The sequence below is a fragment of the Arthrobacter sp. FW306-04-A genome (genome assembly GCF_044358315.1).
GTDB lineage: Bacteria > Actinomycetota > Actinomycetes > Actinomycetales > Micrococcaceae > Arthrobacter.
On sequence record NZ_CP084559.1, the window covers coordinates 883,088 to 906,263 of the forward strand.

At 64.5% G+C, this 23,176-nt stretch carries 21 protein-coding genes; 16 read left to right on the forward strand and 5 right to left on the reverse strand.

All coding sequences use genetic code 11. The features are described from left to right. The first annotated feature begins 171 nt into the window (after positions 1 to 171). The 7 genes from iolC (at position 172) to LFT43_RS04210 (ending at position 8,571) form a co-directional block, all read left to right on the forward strand. The gene (iolC, locus tag LFT43_RS04180) at positions 172 to 1,197 is read left to right on the forward strand and encodes a 5-dehydro-2-deoxygluconokinase (protein ID WP_395801289.1); all 1,026 of its coding nucleotides are present in this window, start codon (positions 172 to 174) and stop codon (positions 1,195 to 1,197) included. Continuing rightward, positions 1,194 to 2,105 carry a deoxyribose-phosphate aldolase gene (locus tag LFT43_RS04185; protein ID WP_395801290.1) on the forward strand — a complete coding sequence of 304 codons (912 nt, stop codon included), beginning with the start codon at positions 1,194 to 1,196 and terminating at the stop codon, positions 2,103 to 2,105. The genes iolC and LFT43_RS04185 overlap by 4 nt, the downstream gene beginning before the upstream one ends. 31 nt (positions 2,106 to 2,136) lie before the next feature. After that, on the forward strand, positions 2,137 to 4,065 hold the full coding sequence (gene iolD / locus LFT43_RS04190) for a 3D-(3,5/4)-trihydroxycyclohexane-1,2-dione acylhydrolase (decyclizing) (protein ID WP_395802884.1): 1,929 nt from the start codon (positions 2,137 to 2,139) through the stop codon (positions 4,063 to 4,065). Between the two features lie 49 nt (positions 4,066 to 4,114). Continuing rightward, positions 4,115 to 5,626 carry a CoA-acylating methylmalonate-semialdehyde dehydrogenase gene (locus LFT43_RS04195; RefSeq protein ID WP_395801291.1) on the forward strand — a complete coding sequence of 504 codons (1,512 nt, stop codon included), beginning with the start codon at positions 4,115 to 4,117 and terminating at the stop codon, positions 5,624 to 5,626. Between the two features lie 10 nt (positions 5,627 to 5,636). Beyond that, complete coding sequence (locus tag LFT43_RS04200) at positions 5,637 to 6,548, forward strand: sugar phosphate isomerase/epimerase family protein (protein WP_395801292.1); 912 nt, start codon at positions 5,637 to 5,639, stop codon at positions 6,546 to 6,548. 49 nt (positions 6,549 to 6,597) lie between these two features. Further along, a complete protein-coding gene (locus tag LFT43_RS04205) occupies positions 6,598 to 7,611 on the forward strand; it encodes a Gfo/Idh/MocA family protein (protein ID WP_395801293.1) in 1,014 nt (337 codons plus the stop codon). A gap of 87 nt (positions 7,612 to 7,698) precedes the next feature. Beyond that, positions 7,699 to 8,571, forward strand: coding sequence for a sugar phosphate isomerase/epimerase family protein (locus LFT43_RS04210; protein ID WP_395801294.1), 873 nt, complete (start codon positions 7,699 to 7,701; stop codon positions 8,569 to 8,571). Between the two features lie 43 nt (positions 8,572 to 8,614). On the opposite strand, the gene LFT43_RS04215 is transcribed toward LFT43_RS04210, so the two are convergent. The 5 genes from LFT43_RS04215 to LFT43_RS04235 form a co-directional block, all read right to left on the reverse strand. Beyond that, a complete protein-coding gene (locus LFT43_RS04215; protein ID WP_395801295.1) occupies positions 8,615 to 9,025 on the reverse strand; it encodes a hypothetical protein in 411 nt (136 codons plus the stop codon). Then, positions 9,025 to 10,740 (reverse strand): SulP family inorganic anion transporter, encoded by a 1,716-nt coding sequence (locus LFT43_RS04220; protein ID WP_395801296.1) that lies wholly within the window; start codon positions 10,738 to 10,740, stop codon positions 9,025 to 9,027. Before LFT43_RS04220 ends, LFT43_RS04215 begins: the two co-directional genes overlap by 1 nt. Beyond that, entirely contained in the window at positions 10,737 to 11,117 is a 381-nt protein-coding gene (locus tag LFT43_RS04225; RefSeq protein ID WP_395801297.1) for an ArsR/SmtB family transcription factor, read from the reverse strand. The genes LFT43_RS04220 and LFT43_RS04225 overlap by 4 nt, the downstream gene beginning before the upstream one ends. Positions 11,118 to 11,276: 159 nt before the next feature. Beyond that, entirely contained in the window at positions 11,277 to 12,296 is a 1,020-nt protein-coding gene (locus LFT43_RS04230) for a sugar phosphate isomerase/epimerase family protein (RefSeq protein WP_395801298.1), read from the reverse strand. Next, on the reverse strand, positions 12,293 to 13,471 hold the full coding sequence (locus LFT43_RS04235) for a Gfo/Idh/MocA family protein (protein WP_395801299.1): 1,179 nt from the start codon (positions 13,469 to 13,471) through the stop codon (positions 12,293 to 12,295). Before LFT43_RS04235 ends, LFT43_RS04230 begins: the two co-directional genes overlap by 4 nt. A gap of 99 nt (positions 13,472 to 13,570) precedes the next feature. Between LFT43_RS04235 and LFT43_RS04240 the strand changes: the two genes are divergently transcribed. From LFT43_RS04240 to LFT43_RS04280, 9 genes are all read left to right on the forward strand, one after another. Next, a complete protein-coding gene (locus tag LFT43_RS04240; protein WP_395802886.1) occupies positions 13,571 to 14,638 on the forward strand; it encodes a LacI family DNA-binding transcriptional regulator in 1,068 nt (355 codons plus the stop codon). A gap of 169 nt (positions 14,639 to 14,807) precedes the next feature. Continuing rightward, positions 14,808 to 15,803 carry a substrate-binding domain-containing protein gene (locus LFT43_RS04245; protein WP_395801300.1) on the forward strand — a complete coding sequence of 332 codons (996 nt, stop codon included), beginning with the start codon at positions 14,808 to 14,810 and terminating at the stop codon, positions 15,801 to 15,803. 65 nt (positions 15,804 to 15,868) lie between these two features. Continuing rightward, positions 15,869 to 16,927: an ABC transporter permease gene (locus LFT43_RS04250; RefSeq protein WP_395801301.1), complete on the forward strand. Its 1,059-nt coding sequence runs from the start codon at positions 15,869 to 15,871 to the stop codon at positions 16,925 to 16,927. Positions 16,928 to 16,939: 12 nt separating this feature from the next. Next, positions 16,940 to 17,893, forward strand: coding sequence for an ATP-binding cassette domain-containing protein (locus LFT43_RS04255; RefSeq protein WP_395801302.1), 954 nt, complete (start codon positions 16,940 to 16,942; stop codon positions 17,891 to 17,893). A gap of 109 nt (positions 17,894 to 18,002) precedes the next feature. Continuing rightward, complete coding sequence (locus tag LFT43_RS04260) at positions 18,003 to 18,998, forward strand: Gfo/Idh/MocA family oxidoreductase (protein WP_395801303.1); 996 nt, start codon at positions 18,003 to 18,005, stop codon at positions 18,996 to 18,998. Then, complete coding sequence (locus LFT43_RS04265; protein WP_395801304.1) at positions 18,998 to 20,056, forward strand: Gfo/Idh/MocA family protein; 1,059 nt, start codon at positions 18,998 to 19,000, stop codon at positions 20,054 to 20,056. The genes LFT43_RS04260 and LFT43_RS04265 overlap by 1 nt, the downstream gene beginning before the upstream one ends. Positions 20,057 to 20,092: 36 nt before the next feature. Beyond that, complete coding sequence (locus LFT43_RS04270; protein WP_395801305.1) at positions 20,093 to 21,214, forward strand: Gfo/Idh/MocA family oxidoreductase; 1,122 nt, start codon at positions 20,093 to 20,095, stop codon at positions 21,212 to 21,214. After that, a complete protein-coding gene (locus tag LFT43_RS04275; RefSeq protein ID WP_395801306.1) occupies positions 21,214 to 22,032 on the forward strand; it encodes a TIM barrel protein in 819 nt (272 codons plus the stop codon). The genes LFT43_RS04270 and LFT43_RS04275 overlap by 1 nt, the downstream gene beginning before the upstream one ends. Further along, a complete protein-coding gene (locus tag LFT43_RS04280; protein WP_395801307.1) occupies positions 22,029 to 23,072 on the forward strand; it encodes a Gfo/Idh/MocA family oxidoreductase in 1,044 nt (347 codons plus the stop codon). The genes LFT43_RS04275 and LFT43_RS04280 overlap by 4 nt, the downstream gene beginning before the upstream one ends. The last annotated feature ends 104 nt before the right edge of the window (positions 23,073 to 23,176 follow it).

The window sequence follows — 23,176 nt, forward strand, 5'->3', positions numbered from 1 at the left end:
GTACTTTATGCCATTACGTTTCGTTGTAAATATGTCAGTACAAACCTTTGACAGGACATGAATTCTGGTGCAAAGTAGTGCTGTGGCCCCGCTCACGTGCGGGCCGGCAAAAGCACCGGAGCTCTCACCGTCCCGCAAGAAGAGTTCACTACAGAAAGGTCCGCGATCACCGTGACCCACGAACTGCTCACCATCGGGCGCATCAGCGTTGATATCTACCCGAACGACATCGGTGTGGGACTGGAGGACGTGCAATCCTTCGGCAAGTATCTTGGCGGCTCGCCGTCCAACGTGGCCGTCGCTGCCGCCCGCCACGGCCGCCGCAGCGGCGTCATCACGCGTACGGGCGACGACCCTTTCGGCATCTACCTGCACCGCGAGCTGCGCAAGTTCAAGGTCGACGACACGTTCGTCACCCCGGTGCCGGGCCTTCAAACGCCGGCCACCTTCTGTGCGATCCAGCCCCCGCACGACTTCCCGTTGTACTTCTACGGCCGTTTCCCGACGGCACCGGACCTGCAGATCAAGGCCGAGGAACTGGACCTGGACGCCATCAAGAACGCCGGCATCTTCTGGTCCACCGTGACCGGCCTCTGCCAGGAACCCAGCCGCTCCGCCCACCTCGCAGCACACGAGGCCCGGACGCGCACCGGTCTGAGCGAGGGCCAGTACACCATCTTGGACCTGGACTACCGGCCCATGTTCTGGGCTTCCGAGGACGAGGCCCGGGCAGAGGTCGCCAAGATCCTGCCCCACGTCACGGTGGCCATCGGCAATGACAAGGAATGTGCCGTCGCCGTGGGCGAGGGAACCCCGGACGAGCAGGCCGATCGCCTGCTGGCCGCGGGCGTCGAGATCGCCGTCGTCAAGCTCGGCCCCGAAGGCGTCATGGCCAAGACCCGCACCGAACGTGTGGTCTCCGCGCCGGTCCCCGTGGAGACCGTCAATGGCCTGGGCGCGGGCGATTCCTTCGGCGGCGCTTTCTGCCACGGGCTGTTGTCCGGCTGGCCTTTGGCCCAGGTCTTGGACTACGCCAACGCTGCCGGCGCGATTGTCGCCTCCCGGCTTTCTTGCGCGGACGCCATGCCGACGCCGGAGGAAGTCACCTCGTTGCTCGCCGAACGCGGCCGACTGACCCCGGCCGGCCCGAATACTGCAGCTTCCCACGCAGCAGTTTCCGAAGGAGCAACACGTTGAGCTTCAATGATGATCCCCGCCGTTACGAGCACCTGAGCGCGCTCCGGCTTGAAGATCCCGACGCCGTTGCTCGCGCTGCCGCCGCACGTCGCCGCCACCCGGGACTGAAGTATGGGACCCAGAACTTCATCGTCGCAGCCGACCACCCGGCCCGCGGCGCCCTCAGCGTCGGCTCCGACCCGGTGGCCATGGCGGACCGCCGGACCCTGCTGGACCGGCTGCAGATCGCCTTGGCGAATCCCGCCGTCGATGGCGTCCTGGCGTCCCCGGACATCATGGACGATCTGCTCCTGCTTGGTGCCCTCGAAGGCAAGCTCGTCTTCGGTTCAATGAACCGCGGCGGCCTCGCCGGACTGGTCAACGAAATCGACGACCGTTTCACGGGCCACACGGCGGCTGCCCTGGACGCGCTCGGCGCCGATGGCGGCAAGATGCTCACCCGGATCTGCCTAGGGGACCCGGATACGGCGTCGATCCTGGAAGCCACCGCCAAGGCCGTGGACTCCCTCGCGGCGCGCAAGCTGATTGCCATGGTGGAGCCGTTCCTGTCCGTCCGTGAGGCAAACGGCAAGGTCCGCAACGACCTCTCGCCGGACGCCGTCATCAAGTCCGTGGCGATCGCGCAGGGCCTGGGCTCCACGAGCGCCTACACCTGGATGAAGCTTCCCGTCGTGGCCGAGATGGAACGCGTCATGGCCGCTACCACGCTGCCCACAGTCCTCCTCGGCGGGGATCCCGACGCAGGCCAGGATGAGGTCTTCGCCAGTTGGCAGGCCGCGCTTGCCTTGCCAGGGGTCCAAGGCTTGACTGTGGGGCGGACCCTTTTGTATCCGCAGGACGGAGACGTCGCCGGCGCCGTGGCTACTGCCGCCTCGCTGCTGAAGTCACCTGCGAAAGTATCGGAATAGACCCATGGGGAAAAATATGTCAACGCGCAGAATGACGGTCGCCCAGGCGGTTGTCGAGTTCCTGTCCAAGCAGTACACGGTCGATTCCGTGGGCGGAAGTGAGTACCGGGAACGCCTGATTCCGGGAACCTTCGGGATCTTCGGCCACGGCAACGTCGCCGGTGTGGGCCAGGCCCTCAAGCAGTACCAGCAGTTCGATCCGAGCATCATGCCGTATTACCAAGGCCGCAACGAGCAAGCCCAGTCGCACCAGGCCGTTGGCTACGCCCGGCACACGCGCCGGCGCCAGACCTTCGCGATCAGCACCTCGATCGGCCCTGGTTCCTCGAACCTGTTGACCGGTGCGGCGCTGGCCACCACCAACCGGCTGCCGGTATTGCTCCTGCCGAGCGATACCTTCGCCACCCGTGCGTCTGACCCGGTGCTGCAGCAGCTCGAGCTGCCCTACGCCTACGACATCACGGTCAACGATGCCTTCCGCCCGCTGTCCAAGTTCTTCGACCGGGTGTCCCGTCCGGAGCAGTTGTTTTCCGCGTTTCACCACGGCTTGCGCGTCCTGACCGACCCGGCCGAGACCGGCGCGGTGACTATTTCGCTGCCGCAGGACGTCCAGGCCGAGGCATTGGACGTACCCGAAGAATTCCTCGCCGAGCGTGAATGGCGTATCCGCCGCCCCGAAGCCGACGACGACGACATCCGCCGCGCCGCTGAGGCCATCCGTGCCGCCAAGCGTCCGCTCATCATCGCCGGCGGCGGCGTCCTCTACGCCTTCGCCAACGAGGAACTCGCCAAGTTCGCCGAACTGACCGGCATCCCGGTGGGCAACACCCAGGCCGGCGTCGGCGTCCTGCCGTGGGACCACCAGTTCTCACTCGGAGCCGTTGGCTCCACGGGCACGACGGCGGCGAACGCCATCGCTGCCGAGGCTGACTTGATCATCGGCATCGGTACCCGTTACGAGGACTTCACGACGGCGTCGCGCACTGCCTTCCAGAACCCCGACGTCAAGTTCATTAACATCAACGTGGCCGCGATCGATGCCTACAAGCACGGCACCACACTGCCGATCGTGGCCGACGCCCGCAAGGCCCTGGTCAAGCTGAACCAGGCGCTCGGCGGATACCGTGTGGGCGCGGACCTGGAGCAGAAGATCGCGGCGGAAAAGAAACGCTGGAACGCGATCGTAGACGAAGCCTTCGACACCCGGCACACGCCGCTGCCCGCGCAGAACGAGATCATCGGCGCCACCAACCGGGCAATGGATGAGCAGGACGTTGTCATCTGCGCCGCCGGTTCCCTGCCCGGCGACCTGCACAAGATGTGGCGCGTCCGGGATCCCTTCGGCTACCACGTGGAGTACGCCTACTCCTGCATGGGCTACGAGATCCCTGGCGGCCTAGGTGTCAAGCGTGCCGCCCTGGCCGAGGCAGCAGCGGGCGGCACGGATCGCGACGTCGTGGTCATGGTGGGGGACGGCTCCTACCTGATGATGCACACCGAACTGGTCACCGCCGTCGCCGAACGCATCAAGCTGATCGTGGTCCTGATCCAGAACCACGGCTACGCCTCCATCGGCTCGCTCTCGGAGTCCCTGGGCTCGCAACGCTTCGGCACGCAGTACCGGGTCTTGGACAAGGAACAGCACTCCTTCGACGCCGGAGCGAACCTGCCCATCGATCTTGCCCTTAACGCCGAAAGCCTCGGGGCCAAGGTCATCCGGATCGAGCCGGGCGAGAAGGTCATCGCCGAGCTGGAACAGGCCATCCGGGACGCGAAAGCGGCACCGGAAGACAGCGGACCGATCGTCATCCACCTCGAATCGGATCCCCTGCTGGACGCTCCGAGTTCCGAATCCTGGTGGGACGTTCCCGTCTCGCAGGTCTCCGAACTCGAGTCCACGCAGCAGGCCTACATAACGTACACAGACCACAAGAACCGCCAGCGCAAGCTGCTCGGCTAGACCCCCCAAGCAACAGACCTCTTCAAGCTACAGACAAGGAAGTCCGCACATGTCGACGACGACCACCCTGACCACCATCAAGCATTTCATCAACGGTGTTGAAACCGCCGGCGCAGGCGATCGCAGCCAGCCGGTCTACAACCCGGCCACCGGTGCCGTATCCGCAACGCTGCGCCTGGCGAACCGGGCCGATCTAGACGCCACGGTCGCCGCCGCCAAGGCCGCGAGCGAAAAGTGGGGCGATTTCTCCCTGGCCAAGCGCACCGCGGTCCTGTTCAAGTTCCGCGAGCTCGTCGCCTCCCACGTGGACGAACTCGCAGCCCTGATCACGGCAGAGCACGGCAAGGTCATTTCCGACGCGAAGGGCGAGATCGGCCGCGGCCTGGAAGTCATCGAATTCGCCTGCGGCATCCCGCAGCTGCTCAAGGGCGACTACTCGGACCAGGTCTCCACCGGCATCGACGTGTTCTCCTTCCGCGAGCCGCTCGGCGTCGTCGCCGGCATCACGCCGTTCAACTTCCCGGTCATGGTGCCGCTGTGGATGGCACCCATGGCGATCGCCACCGGCAACGCGTTCATCCTCAAGCCCTCCGAACGGGACCCCTCCGCGTCCATGCTCCTGGCCAAGCTCTGGAAGCAGGCCGGCCTGCCCGACGGCGTGTTCCAGGTCCTGCACGGCGACAAGGAAACCGTGGACGGCCTCCTGACGCACCCGGACGTGGACGGCATCTCCTTCGTCGGCTCCACCCCGATCGCCAAGTACGTCCACGAAACCGCCACCGCGCACGGCAAGCGGGTCCAGGCCCTGGGCGGAGCGAAGAACCACGCGATCATCATGCCCGACGCCGACCTGGACAACGCCGCCGACCACCTGGCCGCGGCTGCGTTCGGTTCCGCGGGCGAGCGGTGCATGGCCATCTCTGTTGCGGTCGCCGTCGGCGAGGCCGCCGAGCTGCTGGTCAAGAAAGTCGAAGAGCGCGCCCTGGCCGTGAAGGTCAAGAACGGCACCGAGCCCGACGCCGAAATGGGACCGGTCATCACCCCGGCCTCCAAGGAACGCATCGTGCGGATCGTCACCGAAGCCGAAGCCGCGGGAGCGGCTATGGTCGTGGACGGCCGCGACCTCGTGGTCCCCGGCCACGAAGAAGGTTTCTGGGTTGGCCCCACCGTCATCGACCACGTCAAGACCGAAATGACCGCCTACACCGAGGAAATCTTCGGACCCGTCCTGGTAGTGGTGCGGGTGGAGGACCTGGACGAAGGCATCAGGCTCATCAACTCCAACCCCTACGGCAACGGCACAGCGATCTTCACCTCCTCCGGCGCGAACGCACGCAAATTCCAGCGCTCCGTCACGGTTGGTATGGTGGGCATCAACGTGCCCCTGCCGGTGCCCGTGGCCTACCATTCCTTCGGGGGCTGGAAGGCCTCGCTGTTCGGCGACAAGCACATCTACGGTCCGGAAGGCGTGTCCTTCTACACTCGTGGCAAGGTAGTAACGTCCCGCTGGCCCGAACCCACCCACGCCTCCGGCGCCTCCTACAACTTCCCCTCCAACTGAGGAGACCGCAATGACCGAGAACAAACTCATCGTTGGCACAGCCCCGGACTCCTGGGGCGTCTGGTTCGCGGATGACCCCAAGCAGACCCCGTGGGAGCGTTTCCTGGACGAAGTGGCTGAGTCTGGCTACAAATGGATCGAACTTGGCCCCTATGGCTACTTGCCGAACGACCCCACCCGCCTCGCCGAGGAGCTCAAGCAGCGCGACCTCAAGGTCACGGCGGGAACGGTCTTCACCGCCTTCCACCGCGGCGCCGCACAGTACGAGGAGGCCTGGGAACCGGCCCGCAAAGTCGCCGAGTTGACGGCGGCCATGGGCGGCGAGCACATCGTGGTCATTCCGGCCATGTGGCGCGATGACGTCACGGGCGAGGCTGTAGAGAGCGGCGAACTGTCGCAAGAGCAGTGGGGCGATCTTTTCGCAGGCCACAACCGCATGGGCAAGGTGCTGCTGGAGGACTTCGGCTTGAAGCAGCAGTTCCACTCGCACGCAGATTCCCACGTTGGTGCCCAAGCCGACATCGAGCACCTGCTCGCCGAGACCGATCCGCAATACCTGAACCTTTGCCTGGACACTGGACACGCCGAATATTGCGGCGCGTCCAGCCTTGAACTGATCAAGAACTACCCGGACCGCATCGGCTACCTGCACCTGAAGCAGATCAACCCGGATGTCCTGAGACAAGTCAATGAGGAGAACATGACCTGGGCCGCAGCCAACCTGGCCGGTGTCATGACCGAACCGCCGAGCGGTCTCCCGGACCTGCGCGCCGTCATCGAGGCCGTTGAAGGACTCAACCGCCCGATCTTTGGCATTGTGGAGCAGGACATGTACCCCGTGGCCTTCGACGTCCCCATGCCCATCGCCAAGCGCACCCGCAACTACCTGCTCTCGTGCGGCTCCCGCACCACCGTCCAGTAGCACAGAACACCCCTTAAACTCGCAGGCACTGACAACTAAGGACAGAACATTGACTGACATTCTCCGCGTGGCCGTCATCGGCGCAGGCCGCATGGGCGCCGACCACATCAAGCGGCTCAGCACCCGGATCCACGGCGCCGAAGTGGCCGCCGTCGTCGACGTCGACCTCTCCCGCGCACAGGCCGCAATCGCGGGGATCGACGGCGCCGTGGCCCTCGCCAGTGCCGAGGAAGCCCTCAACAACGGCGACGTCAATGCCGTGCTGATTGCCACCCCGGGATTCCTGCACGAGGAAATCCTCTACAAGGCGCTGGAGAAAGATTTCCCCATCCTCTGCGAAAAGCCGCTTACCCCGGATGCCGAGAGTGCCTGGAAAGTTGTCCAGGCGGAAACGGCGCTCGGCCAGAAGCGCATCCAGGTGGGCTTCATGCGCCGCTTCGACGCCGAATACGCCGCCCTGGGCTCCGTGATCCGCGACCATGAACTCGGCGAGCTGCTCATGCTGCACCACCAGCACCGCAACCCGAACACCCCGCCGGGTTTCACCAACGAGATGCTCATCAACGATTCCGTGGTCCACGAATTCGATGCCATCCGCTTCTTCACCGGCGAGGAAATCACCTCGGTCCAGGTCCGTCTGGGCAAGGCAACGCGCAACGCCCCGAACGGCCAGCACGATCCCCAACACGTCCTGATCGAGACCGAGTCCGGTGTTCTGGCCGACGTCGAAATCTACGTCAACGCAAAGTTCGGTTATGAAGTTGCGACCCAGGCAGCTTTCGAGGACGGTATCGTCAGCATCGGCGGCGACGGCGGTCCTTACGTCCGCAGCGCCGGCCGCTGGGGCGGGAAGGTCACGCCCGGTTTCGAAGAGCGCTTCGGTGCCGCGTACGACGTCGAGGTCCAGGCTTGGGTGGATGCCGCCCGTCGCGGCGAAATCGGCGGTCCCACCGCCTGGGATGGTTACGCCACCGCTGCTTGCTGCGAAGCAGGCGTCGAGGCCCAGAAGTCGGGCGAAAAGGTCGCCGTAAATCTCAACACCAAACCCGATCTGTACAAGTAACGTCTCTGCGATCCCGAGGAAGGGTGGCCAGCCGGCAGTACAGCGGCCAGCCACCCTTTTTCGCAGAATCACCACAAAGGAGTGACCATGAAGATTGCCCTCGATCCCACCCCGTTCCACCACAGCCACAGCCTGCTGGAATTTCCGCGGCTCGCCGCGGATCTCGGCTACAGATACCTCCAGCTGACGCCGCACGCGGACTTCATCCCGTTCTTCAACCATCCCAAGGCCGACGACGAGCTCGTAGGCCAGTTGAAGAAGGCCTGCAAGGCCGCCGACGTCGAGATCGCCTCGGTGCTTCCCGTGCTGCGTTGGTCCGGGCCCGATGAGGACGCCCGCGAAGCCGCCGTACGCTACTGGAAGCGTGCCATCCAGATCACCGTTGATCTTGGCGTGCACACCATGAACACCGAATTCAGCGGGCGGCCGGAAAAGGCCGAGGAGTCCGAAAGGGCCTTCTACCGCTCCATGGAGGAGCTCCTTCCGATCATCGAGCGAGAGGGACTCGACGTCCTCATCGACCCGCACCCGGACGACTTCGTGGAGGATGGGCTCGCCGCGCTCCGCGTCATCCGTGGCGTGAACTCGCCCAATATCGGCATGGTCTACGTTGCCTCGCACACCTTCCACATGGGCAACAAGCCACTCGACATCATGCGGGCCGCGGGGGACAAGTTGCGCCTGGTCCACGTGTCCGACACCATGGACCACCACGCCTCCCACGGCCTGCGCTACATCACCAACCCGCCCGGCAACGCCGTACGCGTGCACCAGCACCTCAAGATCGGCGACGGCGACGTCAACTGGGACGAGTTCTTCGGCGGACTCAAGGAAATCGGCTTCCTGGACAAGGACAACACTGTCATGGTGTCCAGCGTTTTCGCCGAGGACGACAACGCCAACGAGGTGTCCCGCTACCAGCTGGAAACCATGGGCAAGTACATCGCCAAGGTCCAGTAGTTGCGGTAAGGCAAATGGTGGCGATTTCTCTAGATCGCCACAGCTATTTGATCAGTGAGATCAGGCAGGTGTTGTATCCGGCCATAACCTCCTCGAAGCTGAGCAGGCGCGGCCTGCCGTAAACGGTGGTGGTCGTGGGAAATGCGAGGGGTTCTTCAGCGGAGCTCAAGAGCGGTTCGCAGGTGTGCGCGGCGGTTTCCAGGGTGGCGATGCCCCAAGGGTGAACGGCTTGTGTGACAGTAATGTCGACGGCGTTCAGCGTGTCGGTGAGGAGGTTGCGGATGACCGACCTCCAGGTGGCAAGGAAGGATTCGCGGAGCATTTCGATCTTGTCATTGTCTTTGAGTTCGTAGGCCCGGAGTAACCCTTTGGAGAGGGTGTCCCACTCTTCGCTGGACCGCACGAGCAGGTGGGCGGCCCGGATTCGGGCGCTGGTTTCGTTCAAGGAAGGCATTAGTTTTCTTTCAAGGGTGAGCTGTCGGTGGGGTCGGTTGTGGCTGGAGCTGACTCCGTGCTCCGGCCGTGGGCGGTGCGTGCGGTGGAGGCGCGGGCGACGTGGCTTCGGGCGTGTTCCACGGCGGGGGCTAGTTCGGTGAAGAGGTGTTTGTGGTGGCGAAGGGAGTCCAGGACCCCCACCTGGGTGACGAGTCGAAGGTGGCGGTCTTGGATCCCTTTGATCAGCACGGTGATTCCGCGGCGTTCCAGGGCCTGGACGATGTCTGTGATGGTTCTGGCCCCGGTTGCGTCCAGGATCTGCAGTTGTGACATGCGGATGATCACGACGTCGACGTTCCGGATGGCGCTGACCCGCTCCAGGACGCGTTCTGCGGCGGCGAAGAACAGGGCTCCGTCGAGCCGGAACACGGCGATGTGCTCGTCCCCTTCGTGGACCGGGCCGGGGATTTCCTCCCGGTGCACGCCGCTGGACCGGACCAGGGCACGCAGGGCGAAGAAGGCGGCGACTGCGATCCCGATTTCCACGGCCTGGATCAGGTCGAAGGACACGGTGATCAGCGCGGTGACGAAGAACACGACCGTGTCGGCGCGGGTTGATCCGATTACGCTGCGCAGCGTCTTGAGGGAGACCATGCGTGTCGCGGTGACCATCAGCACCCCGGCCAGTGCGGCAAGGGGGATGCGGGAAACCGGGCCGGTGGCCAGGTACACCACGGCCAGCAGGACCAGCGCATGGGTGATGGCGGCGAGGCGTGTCCGGCCGCCCGAGCGGATGTTTACCGCGGTGCGGGCAATGGCACCTGTGGCGGGCATGCCGCCGAAGAATCCGGACGCGACCGACGCAAGGCCCTGGCCCAGGAGTTCGCGGTCCGCGTCGTAGGGGCCGGTATCGGAGATCGACGCTCCGACCCGTGCCGAGAGGAGCGACTCGATCGCGGCCAGGGCCGCGATCGTGGCCGCTGACCCGGCCAGCGCGGTGATCGTCGTCAGGTCCAGGGAGGGCATCACCGGGGCCGGCAGGGAATCGGGCAGGGACCCGATCCGGGCCACGGGCAGGTCGAGGAACTGCACGGCCACACTGGCGATGACGATCGCGATGAGCGATCCCGGGATCCGGGGGTGGATGCGCGGCGCGGCAACCATGATCACCGCCACCAGAGCCACCACGGCGAACGGGGCGAGAATCGAGGTTGGGGACGCCGTGGCAAGGGCCTGGATGGCCGAGACGACGGCGTTGCTGCTGGGCCCCGGCTTGGCGCCGAACGCGGCAGGGACCTGCTGCAGGAAGATGATGACGGCGATTCCGACGGTGAAGCCCTCGATCACCGGCCAGGGCAGGAGCGTCACGACCCGCCCGAGTTTGAGTAGCCCCGCGGCAACCACTATCACCCCGGCAAGGACCGAGACTGCGGCCAGTGCACCGAGCCCGTGGGCGGCGATGACCGGGCCCAGGACCACGACCATGGCGCCGGTGGGTCCGGAGACCTGGATATTGGAACCACCGAAGACGGCCGCGATCACGCCGGCGATCACGGCGGTGATCAGTCCGCTGGCCGCACCCGCGCCGGAGCTGACACCGAACGCCAGAGCCAGGGGCAGCGCGACGATGCCGACGGTGACCCCGGCGACCAGGTCTCCTTTCCAGGTACGCGGCAACAGCGCGTAGTCCTGCCGCCCGGGCAGGAAGGCCCGGGCCGCGACCAAGGCCTTCACCGGGTGCTGGCCGCTGCGGCTGACGCGGGTGCAGTCGCTTCTGAGAACTCAAGCTGCGCCCGGGTGGTGTGCAGCATGTCGTTGAGCAGCAGTCTCGCCACGGAGAGGAGTTCCGCGACCTGTGGGTACGCCAGGGTGTAGAACATCTGCAGCGCCCGCCGCTCTCCCTTGACGAGGTGATATCGGCGCAGCACCGACAGATGCTGGGACAAGTGCGAGGCTTCCAGACCCGTTGCGGCCAGGAGCTCTGTCACTGACACCTCGGGCGCCGCCGACAGCAGCTCCAGTACACGGATCCTGACCGGGTGGGCCAGCCCCTTGAACAGGTTGGCCTTCACCTCGTACAGCGGTGCCCGGAAATCCGCGAACTCTTCCATGACTTCCTCCCTGCTCGTCAGCACAAGCCTTTGCTTGACTATTTTATGGATTCATCATCCAGCATACCAAGGGCGGGAATGGAAAGCCTTCAGGGCCAACAGAGGGCCCCATCCGAAGCGGATGGGGCCCTCGTTGGTGCTGGCTGTTGAGGTGAGTTCCTAAGCCGTCACGTTCAGCGACGCCGAAAGCGCAGCGTCAGCGTCGCGCAGGACCTTGGCTGCCACCTCGAGCCCTTCGATCCTGCCGAGGGAGGTATCTTCGTGTTCGATGTTGACGAGCATGCCGGGGTCCACCTCGTGAAGCGCACGCAGGAACTCGGTCCAGTAGGCGGTGTCGTGCCCACGGCCCAGGGCAACGAAGTCCCAGGCCGAGTTCTTGGGCCACTCATTGGCCCATTCGTCGCCACCGAGGTTGGTCCGGTTTTCTTCCGGCGAGAGGCGACGGAAGCTGTTGTCGAGAACGCCGTAAAGAGCGGCATTCGAGGTGTTCACGCGTACATCTTTCGCAGCGGCCTGGAAAACCAGAGGCCCGAGTTCGCGGACCACGGCAACCGGATCCATCTGCTGCCAGAACAAGTGCGAAGCGTCCAACTCGACGCCTACGTGCGTGGCGCCGGTGAGTTCGATGAGTTTGTGCACGTCGGCTGTGTTGAACACGATGTTCTGCGGGTGCAGCTCGAGGGCTACCTTCACGCCATGGTCAGCGGCCAGGCGGTCGGTCTCGCGCCAGAACTTCGCGGCGATGTCCCATTGGTAATCCAACACATCCAAAGCCGCCGAATTCCACGCGTTGACGATCCAGTTCGTCACGGTGGCTCCAGACTCCCCACCGGGCAGGCCGGACATCGTCACCACCCGGTTCTGCCCAAGGCGTTCCGCGAGCCGGATGGAGCGGCGGATGTCCTCGGCATGTTTCTGGCCGATCTCGCGCTTCGGGTGCAGGGGGTTGCCGTTGCAGTTCAGGCCTGCAATGGCGACGCCAGTGCCCTCGAAGATGCCCAGATAGTCGTCTCGCGCGGCATCCGATACCAGGATGTCGTCGAAGGTGGGGACGTGCAAGGCTGGCAGGAATCCGCCGGTGTTGATTTCGATTCCCGTGAGGCCCAGGTCAGCAATGACCTTGAGGGCCCCGGGAAGCGGCCGGTCGTGCAGGATTGCGTTGTAGACGCCGAGTTTCATAGCGTGATCGTCTTTCCGTTGTTGAGCGCGGATTCCGTGACCGCGCCGAGCAGTTCCATGTTGCGCACGCCCTCGTCGAATGTGGCGCAGCGGGGGAGGGAGCCGGATTCCGGAAGGCCGGCAACCTCTTCGAGGAACGCGCGGGCCTGGTAGCCGAAGGCATCGTTCTGCCCGAAGCCAACTTCGGGGGCGTCCATGGCGAGGCCGCCGGCGATGTAGGGGTGGCCCGGGCCGAGGATGACCTGGCGGTAGCCGTTCTCGTTGCCGGAGCCATCGTTAAGGAACAGCTGGATTTCGGAGGGACGGCGCTGGTCGAACTTGGCCGCACCGTTCTCGCAGAACACTTCGAAGTTGAGGCTGTTGGCGTGGCCGGCCGCGACGCGGGAGACTTCAAAGCTGCCGGCGCCGTTTTCGAACTCTGCGTTGAAAGCCGCGTAGTCGTCATTCTCGACGGCCTCGAAGGTGTCGCTCACCGCAGCGTGGTCGTGGCCCATGACGGCTGCGAGTGGCAGTGGGCGCTTGCCGATCACGGTGCTCAGGCGCCCGCCGCTGATGGACTTGATGTCGCCGCAGAGGAACTCGGAGACGTAGGCCAAGTGGCTTCCGACGTCGGCCAGTGCACCCGAGCCGGGGCCGCCCTTGTAGCGCCAGCTCATGGGAGCCGAAGGGCTAAACCCGTAGTCGGTCCAGTAGCGGCCGCTGAAGTGCAGCACCTTGCCGAGGACGCCGGTCCGGATCAAGTCGCGGATGTAGGCGATTCCAGGCGTGCGGCGGAACGTGAAGCCAATGCGCGCGATGCTGGAAGCGTTGTTCGCTGCGTCCGCCATGGCGCGGGCATCCTCGAGGGAGTCGCTCAGCGGCTTCTCGCACAGGACGTGCTTGCCTGCGGCCAGGAGTCCCTCGACCACCTCGCGGTGGAGGGAATTCGCGATGACGACGCTCACGACGTCGATATCGTCTGCTTCTGCGATCGCCTGCCACGAGGTGTCATTGCGTTCGTAGCCAAAACGTCGGGCAGCGAGGGACCCGAACTCTGCGTTCACATCGCCGATGGATACGAGGCGCACCGGCGGAAGCACGGGGCTGTAAAGGGCGGACGCCGTGCGGTATGCCGCCGCGTGCGCCTTGCCGGCCATTCCTGCGCCGATGACGGCGACCCCTAGGCTCTCAGCCATTGATTTCTCCTTCGAAATTAAGCCTGGGTGCCGAACACCCCTTGCGGCATTTTGGAGCGCTACAATTTAGCACTGGACTCAAAGCCTAATCATGTGAGTATGTCCTGTCAATGTCCCGCGAATACCCTTGACAACAGAGTGGAAAGGTTCCCAATCGTGAGTGCGACACGTCCCAAAACCCGCCGCCCGACCATCTATGACGTTGCCAAACACGCCGGCGTCTCGCCGTCGTTGGTGTCCTTGGTCCTCCAGTCGCCGGAAAGGGTCAGTGACAAGCGCCGTGAAGCCGTCCAGGCGGCGATGTCGGAGCTCGGCTACCGCCCCAGCCGGGCCGCGACCACGCTTGCGAGCAATCGGACCAAGAGCATTGGCCTGCTGATTGACGACTACAGGAACCTCTGGTTCGTCGATCTCCTCAGGGGCATGGAGTCGGTTCTCTCGGAGCTCGGTTATCACGTCCTGCTGGCCGACTCCCAGCCCGGCGAGAACCGCATCAAGGAAGCCGCCGACGGACTGCTTGCGATGCATGTTGATGCGCTTGTCATTGCCGCGGAACCGAGCGAGTCCATGCTGGCCCGGACGTGGGTCCCTACGGTGGTGGCCGGGTGGCGCATGGGGGTGCCGGCAGGCGCTGATCTCATAACGAACGACGATGACGGCGGGGGCGGCATGGCTGCTGACCACTTGTTGGGGCTCGGCCATACCCGCATCGGCCATCTCTCAGGGTCCGACGGTGCGTCAGCCCACCGGCGCGCCGGTTTCCGGCGGCAGGTCCAGGCGGCCGGCGTCGAACTTCTGGTTGCCGAGTCCAAAGGCACCTCGGAGGAGGACGGTTACATTGCCGCCTCCTGGCTTCTGGACCACCATCCGGACACGACGGCGATCTTCTCAGCGAACGACACCATGGCCGTGGGTGCATTCGCTGCCCTCAAGGCGCGCGGTCTGGACGTGCCCGGCGATATTTCGGTGATCGGCTATGACAACTCGCCGCTGGCCAAGTCGAGGTACCTGGACATCACCTCCATCGACAACCGCAGCGACCTTGTCGGGATTGATGTTGCGCACAGGCTGCTCGCCAGGATTCAGGATCCTGCCATGAGTCCCCAGCAGACCTTGATCGATCCGGCCTTGGTTGTCCGCTCGACGACGGCCCGCGCGGCACGTTAGTCCCGATTCAACGGTGTTCAAAGGAGATCATATGACCATCTCACGTAAAAACATCCTAATGTCAGGACAAAGTATTGACATCTGTGAGCCTAGTCACCATGATCTGTGTAGAGGGCTTTGAGCTCCTGCAGAGTGGCAGGGCCACAACCCCAATCAAAGGAGATAAATCGTGAAGAAGTTTTCCTGGCGGAAGGCGGCACTCGTAGCGGCCGTCGTACCGATGATGGCTCTCAGCGCTTGTTCCAGCACGGGCGGGAAGCCGGCTGACAGCGGTAACGCCGCCGGCGGCGGACAAGCCGTAAGCACTCCGCGCATGAAAGTCGCCCTCATCACCCACGCTGCAGCGGGCGACACGTTCTGGGACATCGTCCGCAAGGGCGCTGAGGAAGCGTCCGCGAAGGACAATGTTGAACTCCTCTACACAAGCGACCCCGAAGCTGGGCGCCAGGCCCAGCTCGTCCAGCAGGCTATCGACCAGAAGGTTGACGGTATTGCTGTCACCCTCGCCACCCCGGACGCCCTCAAGGACGTCCTCAAGAAGGCCACCGATGCCGGCATCCCGGTGGTGAGCCTCAACGCTGGCGAGGGCGTCTCGGCACAGCTCGGGGCCTTCACCCACTTCGGTTCGAATGAGAAGCTCGCCGGCGAGGCGGTCGGAACCAGGCTCGCGGCACAGAGCTTCAAGCACCCGGTCTGCGTGATCCAGCAGCAGGGCCACGTCGGCCTCGAAGCACGGTGTGCCGGCGTCAAGGCGAAGGTGCCCGGAACTGAGATCCTGTACGTCGACGGCAAGGACATGACCGCGGTCCAGTCCACCGCCACCGCGAAGCTCCAGGCAGCCAAGGATGCAGATGTCATCATCGGCTTGGGTGCGCCGATCACCCTCACGCTCCTCAAGTCCGTCACGGACGCCAGCAGCTCTGCAAAGGTGGCCAGCTTCGACCTGAATGCAGACCTCGCGCAGAAAATCGTGGACGGCTCTGTGATCTTCACCGTGGACCAGCAGCCGTGGCTCCAGGGCTACATGTCCGTTGACTCCCTGTGGCAGGCCAAGCGCGGAGGTTTCAAGCTCGGTGGCGGCCAGCCTGTCCTGACCGGTCCCACCATCGTGGACAAGTCCAACGCTTCCGACGTCCTCAAATTCGCCCAGCAGGGCGTCCGCTAGATCCAGGATTCTGGCCGCGCGGCGGGTGACCCGCTGCGCGGCCTGACCAACAAGGAGTTCTTCCTATGGCAAACACAGCAACCCTGCCGCCGGCACCAGCTTCGGCCCCCGGCGATGAGCGGATCGGACGCCGTAGCCCGGTCCAGAAGTTTCTGGGCAGGCCCGAAGTCGGCGCCCTCGTGGGGGCCGTTGTCCTCTTCATCTTCTTCGCGTCGGTGTCCCAGACGTTCACGCAGCCGAACGCGCTCGCGACCGTGCTGTATGGTTCCTCGACGATCGGGATCATGGCGGTAGGGGTGTCGCTGTTGATGATCGGCGGTGAGTTCGACCTCTCCACCGGCGTGGCCGTGATTTCCTCGGCCCTGACGGCCTCCTTGTTCAGCTGGAACTTCTCGCTGAACGCGTGGGTCGGCGTCGTGCTGGCGCTCGTCGTTTCGCTCGGCATCGGCTTTATCAACGGCTGGATCCTCGTCAAGACGAAACTTCCCAGCTTCATCGTCACCCTGGCGACGTTCCTCATGCTCACGGGCCTGAACCTGGCCCTGACCCGCCTCATCGGCGGGTCCGTGTCCTCCCCGTCTATCTCCAAGCTGGACGGATTCGATTCCGCCCACGCGGTATTCGCCTCGTCCATCAGCATCGGCGGCGTCGAGGTCAAGATCACGGTGTTCTTCTGGATCATCCTCGTTGCCATTGCGTCCTGGGTGCTGCTCCGCACCAAGGTGGGCAACTGGATCTTCGCCGTCGGTGGTGACGCGAACGCTGCCCGTGCGGTGGGTGTGCCGGTGACCAAGACCAAGATCGGATTGTTCATGGCGGTCGGTTTCTGCGGCTGGATCCTGGGCATGCACAACCTCTTTGCCTTCGACGCCGTGCAGTCCGGTGAAGGCGTGGGCAACGAGTTCCTCTACATCATCGCCGCGGTGATCGGCGGCTGCCTGCTGACGGGCGGTTACGGTTCGGCGGTGGGCGGGGCGATCGGTGCGTTCATCTTCGGCATGGCCAACAAGGGCATCGTGTACGCGCAGTGGAACCCGGACTGGTTCAAGTTCTTCCTGGGCCTGATGCTGCTGCTGGCCACCATCGTGAACCTCATCGTCAAACGCCGCGCAGAGCTCAAGTAAAGGGGCGGACCAATGAATGCCAAACAGATCGACCAGCAGACCCTGCTCAAGGATGAAAAGGATCCGCTGACCCACACCCCCGTGCACCTGCTGTCACTGGACAAGATCGGAAAGCACTACGGGAACATCATCGCCTTGCGCGATGTGACCATGGCCGTGGACAACGGCCGCGTCACCTGTGTCCTGGGCGACAACGGTGCGGGCAAGTCCACCCTGATCAAGATCATCGCGGGCTTGCACCAGCATGATGAAGGCGTGCTGCACATCATGGGCGAGGAGCGGAAGTTCAACTCGCCCAGGGACGCCCTCGACGTCGGCATTGCCACCGTGTACCAGGACCTGGCCGTGGTCCCGTTGATGCCGATCTGGCGGAACTTCTTCCTCGGCTCGGAACTGACCACCGGGTTCGGGCCGTTCAAGTCCATGGATGTCCAGAAGATGAAGGACATCACGCTCAAGGAACTGGCCGCGATGGGCATCGACCTGCGCGATGTGGAACAACCCATCGGCCAGCTCTCCGGCGGTGAACGCCAGTGTGTGGCGATCGCGAGGGCCGTGTATTTCGGGGCGAAGGTCCTGATCCTGGACGAACCGACGGCCGCGCTGGGTGTCAAGCAGTCCGGCGTCGTGCTCCGCTACATCCTGCAGGCCCGCGACCGGGGCCTGGGCGTCATTTTCATCACGCACAACCCGCACCATGCCTTCCCTGTGGGTGACCGGTTCCTGCTGCTCAAGCGCGGCAAGTCGATCGGCTACTACGACAAGAAGGACATCACCCTGGACGAACTCACCGCCCAGATGGCCGGCGGCGCCGAGCTCGCGGAACTCGCCCACGAACTCGAGCAGCTTGGCGGCCACACGGAGGCCCTCAAGGAAGTCCAGGCCGAAGTCGCCGGGGTAGCCGACGCTGCCGACTCCGCTGACACTTCCGACGCTTCGAGGGAAAACAGCCCGAGGCACGCCTAGCGCGCAGGGAGACAGCGCGGACGGGAGACGGGGGTCCGCCGGAAGACCGGACGGGCCCCCGCTCGCCGTGCCACCGCGGGAACGTTAACGAAGCAGACGGGAAGACAGCATGCCGATCCGGGTTGGCGTTATCGGCGCCGGTGTTATGGGCGCAGACCACATCAAAAACCTCTCCACGAACGTCAGCGGGGCCGAAGTCACCTTTGTGGCAGACCTCGACGCCGGACGGGCGGCGGCCGCCGCGCCGCCGTCCGCACGCATCACCACCGATCCTTCCGAGCTGATCAACTCCAGTGAGGTTGACGCCGTCGTTGTCGCTTCACATGACTCCACCCATGCCGGTCTGGTGTTGGAATGCTTCGAAGCGATGACCCCGGTGCTGTGCGAAAAGCCGCTGGCTCCCACGCTTCTTGAAAGCCGCGAAGTTGTGGAGGCCGAAGCCGATATCGTCGCCGCCACCGGTGCGAGGCTTCTGTCGATGGGTTTCATGAGGCGCTTCGACCCCGGCTACGTCGCGCTGCGTGAATCCACCTGGGAGCGCACCCAAGGCGAACCCTTGCAGGTCCATTGCACTAGCCGGACGGCGTCCGCGGGTCCGGGTGCAAGCTCGGAATCCGCCATCACCAATTCCGCCATCCACGAGCTCGACATCATCCCCTGGCTGCTGGACTCACCCATCACGGAGGTGTCGTGGCAAGCGGGGCGCAGTTCCCGGCACAGCACCGGTGATCTGAGGGACCCCGCCTTCATGCTCCTGCGGGCAGCCGACGGCACGTTGGCCACCCTTGAGCTGTTCCTGAACGCGCAGTATGGCTACACCACCCGTTGCGAGGTCGTTTCAGAGTTTGGCACCGCGGCGTTGCCGGAACCGGCCGCACTGGCCGTGCAACAGGACGGACAACGCCGCTCCACCATTCCCGCTGACTGGCGTCCACGCTTTGCTGACGCCTACCGCTTGCAGCTTCAGGCCTGGATTTCTGCCCTCGAAAAGGGAGAGCCTGCGCCGTTGGCTACGGGGGAGGATGGCTTGCGGGCATCGCAGCTTGCCCAGGCCATGATCCGTTCGCTCCACAGCGACGGTGCCTACACTAAGGTGGTCTACTGATGGTTGCCTCCGGTCTTCCAGCATCTGGTCTGCCGATGTCCCGGGTGCCGGACTCCGGTGATGCCCCCGTGCTGCGCTGGGGGATCATGGGACCTGGATGGATTGCCGAAAGATTCACGGAATCGCTGCAGGCCCATTCAACGCAGGTGATCGCCGCCGTCGGCTCCCGTTCGCTCGACCGGTCCAAGGCGTTCGCGGACGCTTTCGGCGTTCCGGCCGCCTACGGGAGCTACGAAGAGTTGGCTGCGGCTCCGGACATCGACATTGTGTACGTGTGCACGCCGCACAACTTCCACCATGCCGCTGCCGTGCTCGCACTTGACGCCGGTAAGCATGTCCTGATCGAGAAACCGATCGGCCTCAACGCGGCCCAGGCTCGGGATATCGCGGCGCGGGCCAAGGCTGCCGGCGTTTTCGCCGCCGAGGCCATGTGGAGCTTCTTCCTGCCAAAGTTCGACGTGGTCCGGCAAGTGCTCGACGCCGGGACGCTGGGCACCGTGACAACGGTCCTGGCGGAATACGGCGAACACTTCGAGCGCAGCCACCGCATCTTCAATCCGGACCTGGCTGGTGGCCCGCTGCTGGACCTGGGCACCTACCCGCTGGCCCTCATCACCGAGGTCCTGGGTGCACCGGAGCGGTTGCGGGCAATCGGGCAGCAACACGAATCCGGCGTCAACGCCCAGCTCTCCGCCATCATGCAATTCCCGGGCGGAAGCCAGGCCGTCATGAACACCCATCTGCATAATTTCACCCCCACCGCGGCAACGATTGTCGGGTCCGAGGCGACGCTGAGTATCGATGGCCCCTTCAACATGCCCGGCGGCTTCGAGATCCGGTTCCCGGACGGCACGCGGCTTCGCCATAGCGAACCAGCCGGAGGGCACTTCGAAGGCCTGCATTACGAAGCGGCGGCAGTGGCTCGTGCCATCGCGGCCGGAGAGACAGAAACCCAGCAGCGGACCCTGGCCTCCTCCATCCGGACCATGGAAGTTGCCGATGAGATCCGCCGTCAGGTGGGCATTGAATTCCCGGGCGAAGGCGACCCGCCCGCTTGAGCAATTTGTTGTACTGACTATCGAAAGGACGGGCCCATGGCCTACATCGAACAGCACTCCGCCGGACTTCCCACCCCGGTTAGGCTTGGACTCATAGGCTCCGGCTGGATGGGGGCGTTCCACGGCGAAAGCATAGCCCGCAGGGTTCCCGGTGCGGTCTTAGCCGCCGTCGCCGATCCCAATGTGGATTCGGCAGCGTCCGTGGCTGCCCAGCTTGGCACGGCGAAGGTCACCGCCGACGCCGCGGACATCATGGCCGATCCGGACATCGACGCCGTGATCATTGCCAGCCCGGCACGGTTCCATGCTTCCCTGATTGCCCAAGCTGCAGCCGCCGGCAAGCATGTGTTTTGTGAGAAGCCCGCCGCGCAAAGCCTCGAAGAGCTCGACGCCGCCCTGCTCGCCGTCGAAACGGCAGGGGTACATTTCCAGATCGGCTTCAACCGCCGCTATGCCACCGATTTCCAGTCCGCCAAGAAGGATCTGGCCGAGGGAATTGTGGGAGTGCCCCAGCTCTTGCGCTCGCTGACCAGGGATCCAGGCACCGGGAGCATCGGACACGCGGCCAGGATTCCTGCCTGGACAATCTTCCTGGAAACCCTCATCCACGATTTCGACACCCTGAACTGGTTCAACGAAGGCGCCGAGCCGGTGGAGGTCTACGCAGTTGCGGACGCGCTGGTGGAACCGAGCCTGCGTGATCGAGGATTCCTGGACACCGCCGTGGTCACCATCCGCTACAGCAACGGAGCCCTGGCGGTGGCCGAAGCGAATTTCAGCGCTCTCTACGGCTATGACGTCCGAGGAGAAGTCTTCGGTTCCAAGGGCATGGTGCAGGCAGGACGGCCCACTGAAACTGCTGCAGTGAGGTACACCGCCGAGGGCCTTTCCGCCGAGACTCCGAGGCTCAACGTGGAGCTGTTCCGCGAGGCCTACACCGATGAACTCGTGGATTTCGCGGCGGCAGTCCGCGCTCGTCGCGATGGCACCCAGCCGCCGTCGCGCGCTTTCACCCTCACGCCGGGAGCCGCTGACGCACGACGCGCCCTCGCGATGGCGTTGGCCTGCATCGAGTCGGTTCAGCAGGATGCCCCCGTGGCGGTCACCTCTGTTTCGAGCAACCGCGCAGTCTCGAGCAACAGCAAGGCTGGCGTCTGATGCGCCTGGCCGTTTGTGCGGAAATGGTCTTTACGGAGCTGCCGTTTGCCGAACGGGTGCGGCGGATCCACGAAGCCGGCTTCGACGTCGAACTCTGGGACTCGAGGAGCAAGGACATTGCGGCGCTCAAGTCGAGCGGCGCGGTCTTTTCCTCCATGACCGGGTACACCTCCGGGAGTTTGGTTGACGCGGACACGGCCGATGACGTGGTGAGGACGGCTGAAACGCTGATTCCGACCGCCCTGGAGCTCGGCGTCAGCCGCATGGTGGTGCACTCGGCCGAGCTGATCGACGGGAAGGCAGCCCGTCCTGTCTACCGCTCCAACGGCAGCATGTGGATCACCGGGGTTCGAACCCTGGAGCGGCTCGGTGCGCTCGGCGAGAAGCACGGCTTGACCTTCTGTCTCGAGAATCTCAACACCGTGCTGGACCATCCTGGCATTCCGCTGGCCCGGGCCAAGGACACCTTGGCGCTGGTGGAAGCCGCTGGACACCCCAACGTGAAAATGATGCTGGACCTGTACCACGCACAGCTGGGGGAGGGGAACCTCATCGAGTTGGTCCGCACCGCCCTGCCACACATCGGCGAGATCCAAGTGGCGGACGTTCCAGGGCGCTGCGAACCCGGCACCGGCGAAATCAACTACCCGGCCGTGGCCCGGGCGCTCGCGGCTGCGGGCTATGAAGGAACCGTTGGCATGGAGGCATGGGCCAGCGGAGACGACATGGAGGCGCTCGAGGCGTTCCGCCGGGCGTTCTCGGGTCACGACGGCGCGGGTCAGGACACAACAGACTTTTCAACGGAGGTAGCACTATGAAGGACGTCGTTCTCGGACTGGTCGGAGTAGGGCGAATCGGCGTGATGCACGCCAACAACATCGCCGCACTCAACGGGGAATTGAATGCGCAGGGAATCAACGTGGAGTTGCGGCTCACGGACGTCGCCGAAGACCACGCCCGCAAGGTGGCGGCCGGCCTGGGCGCCGAGTTCCTGCCGTCGGTGGAGGCCTTGATTGCCTCCGGGGTGGATGGCCTGGTCATCGCTACTGGAACCGGCACGCATCCGGAATTGATCCGCGCGGGCGTGGACGCCGGTATTCCGGTCTTCTGCGAGAAACCCGTAGCAATGAACGTGGCCGATTCGCTGCCGGTCCTGGAACACATCCGTGCCAACCACGGCGTGGTGCAGATAGGCCACCAGCGCCGCTTCGATGCCGGTTACCTCGAGGCCAGGCGCGCCTACCAGGCCGGCGAGCTCGGCTGGATCCACTCGCTGCGGGCCGTGACCTGCGACATGACTCCGCCGCCTGTGGAATTCCTGGCGACGTCCGGTGGCCTGTTCCGCGATTGCTCGGTCCACGATTTCGACATCCTGCGCTGGCTGACCGGCCGCGAAATCGTGGAGGTCTATGCCAAGGGGTCCAACAATGGCGATCCCGCCATCGGCGAAGTGGGCGACGTGGACACGGCGTTGGCATTGATCACTTTCGACGACGGCACGGTGGGCACTGTGTCCGCCACCCGCTACAACGGGGCCGGTCACGATGTCCGCCTCGAAATCCAAGGCTCCAAGCGTTCCCTCATGGTTGGCCTGGACGACAAGACAGCCATGGAATCAGCCGAAGCCGGGATCGCGTTCCCGTCCGGAGAACCCCACAAGACGTTCGCCGAGCGCTTCGACCAGGCTTACCGCTCGGAAATGGCAGCATTTGTGGAGCTTGTCCTGGGCCAGCGTGAGAATCCTTGCACCCCAGAGGACGCTGTTGCTGCTTCCTGCGTGGCCGATGCCGCGCAGGAGTCCCTGGCAAGCGGTGTTCCGGTCAGGGTGGCGCCGGCAGGAACGCTCCTGCATAAATGAGGTAGATTCCCGCGACCCCTTGCAGAAACACACGCCTTTTCACGAACGCTCCTGCAGATAGGAGCCCTTTTCGAGAAAGCCTCCATCACAAAAGCGCTCCTCCG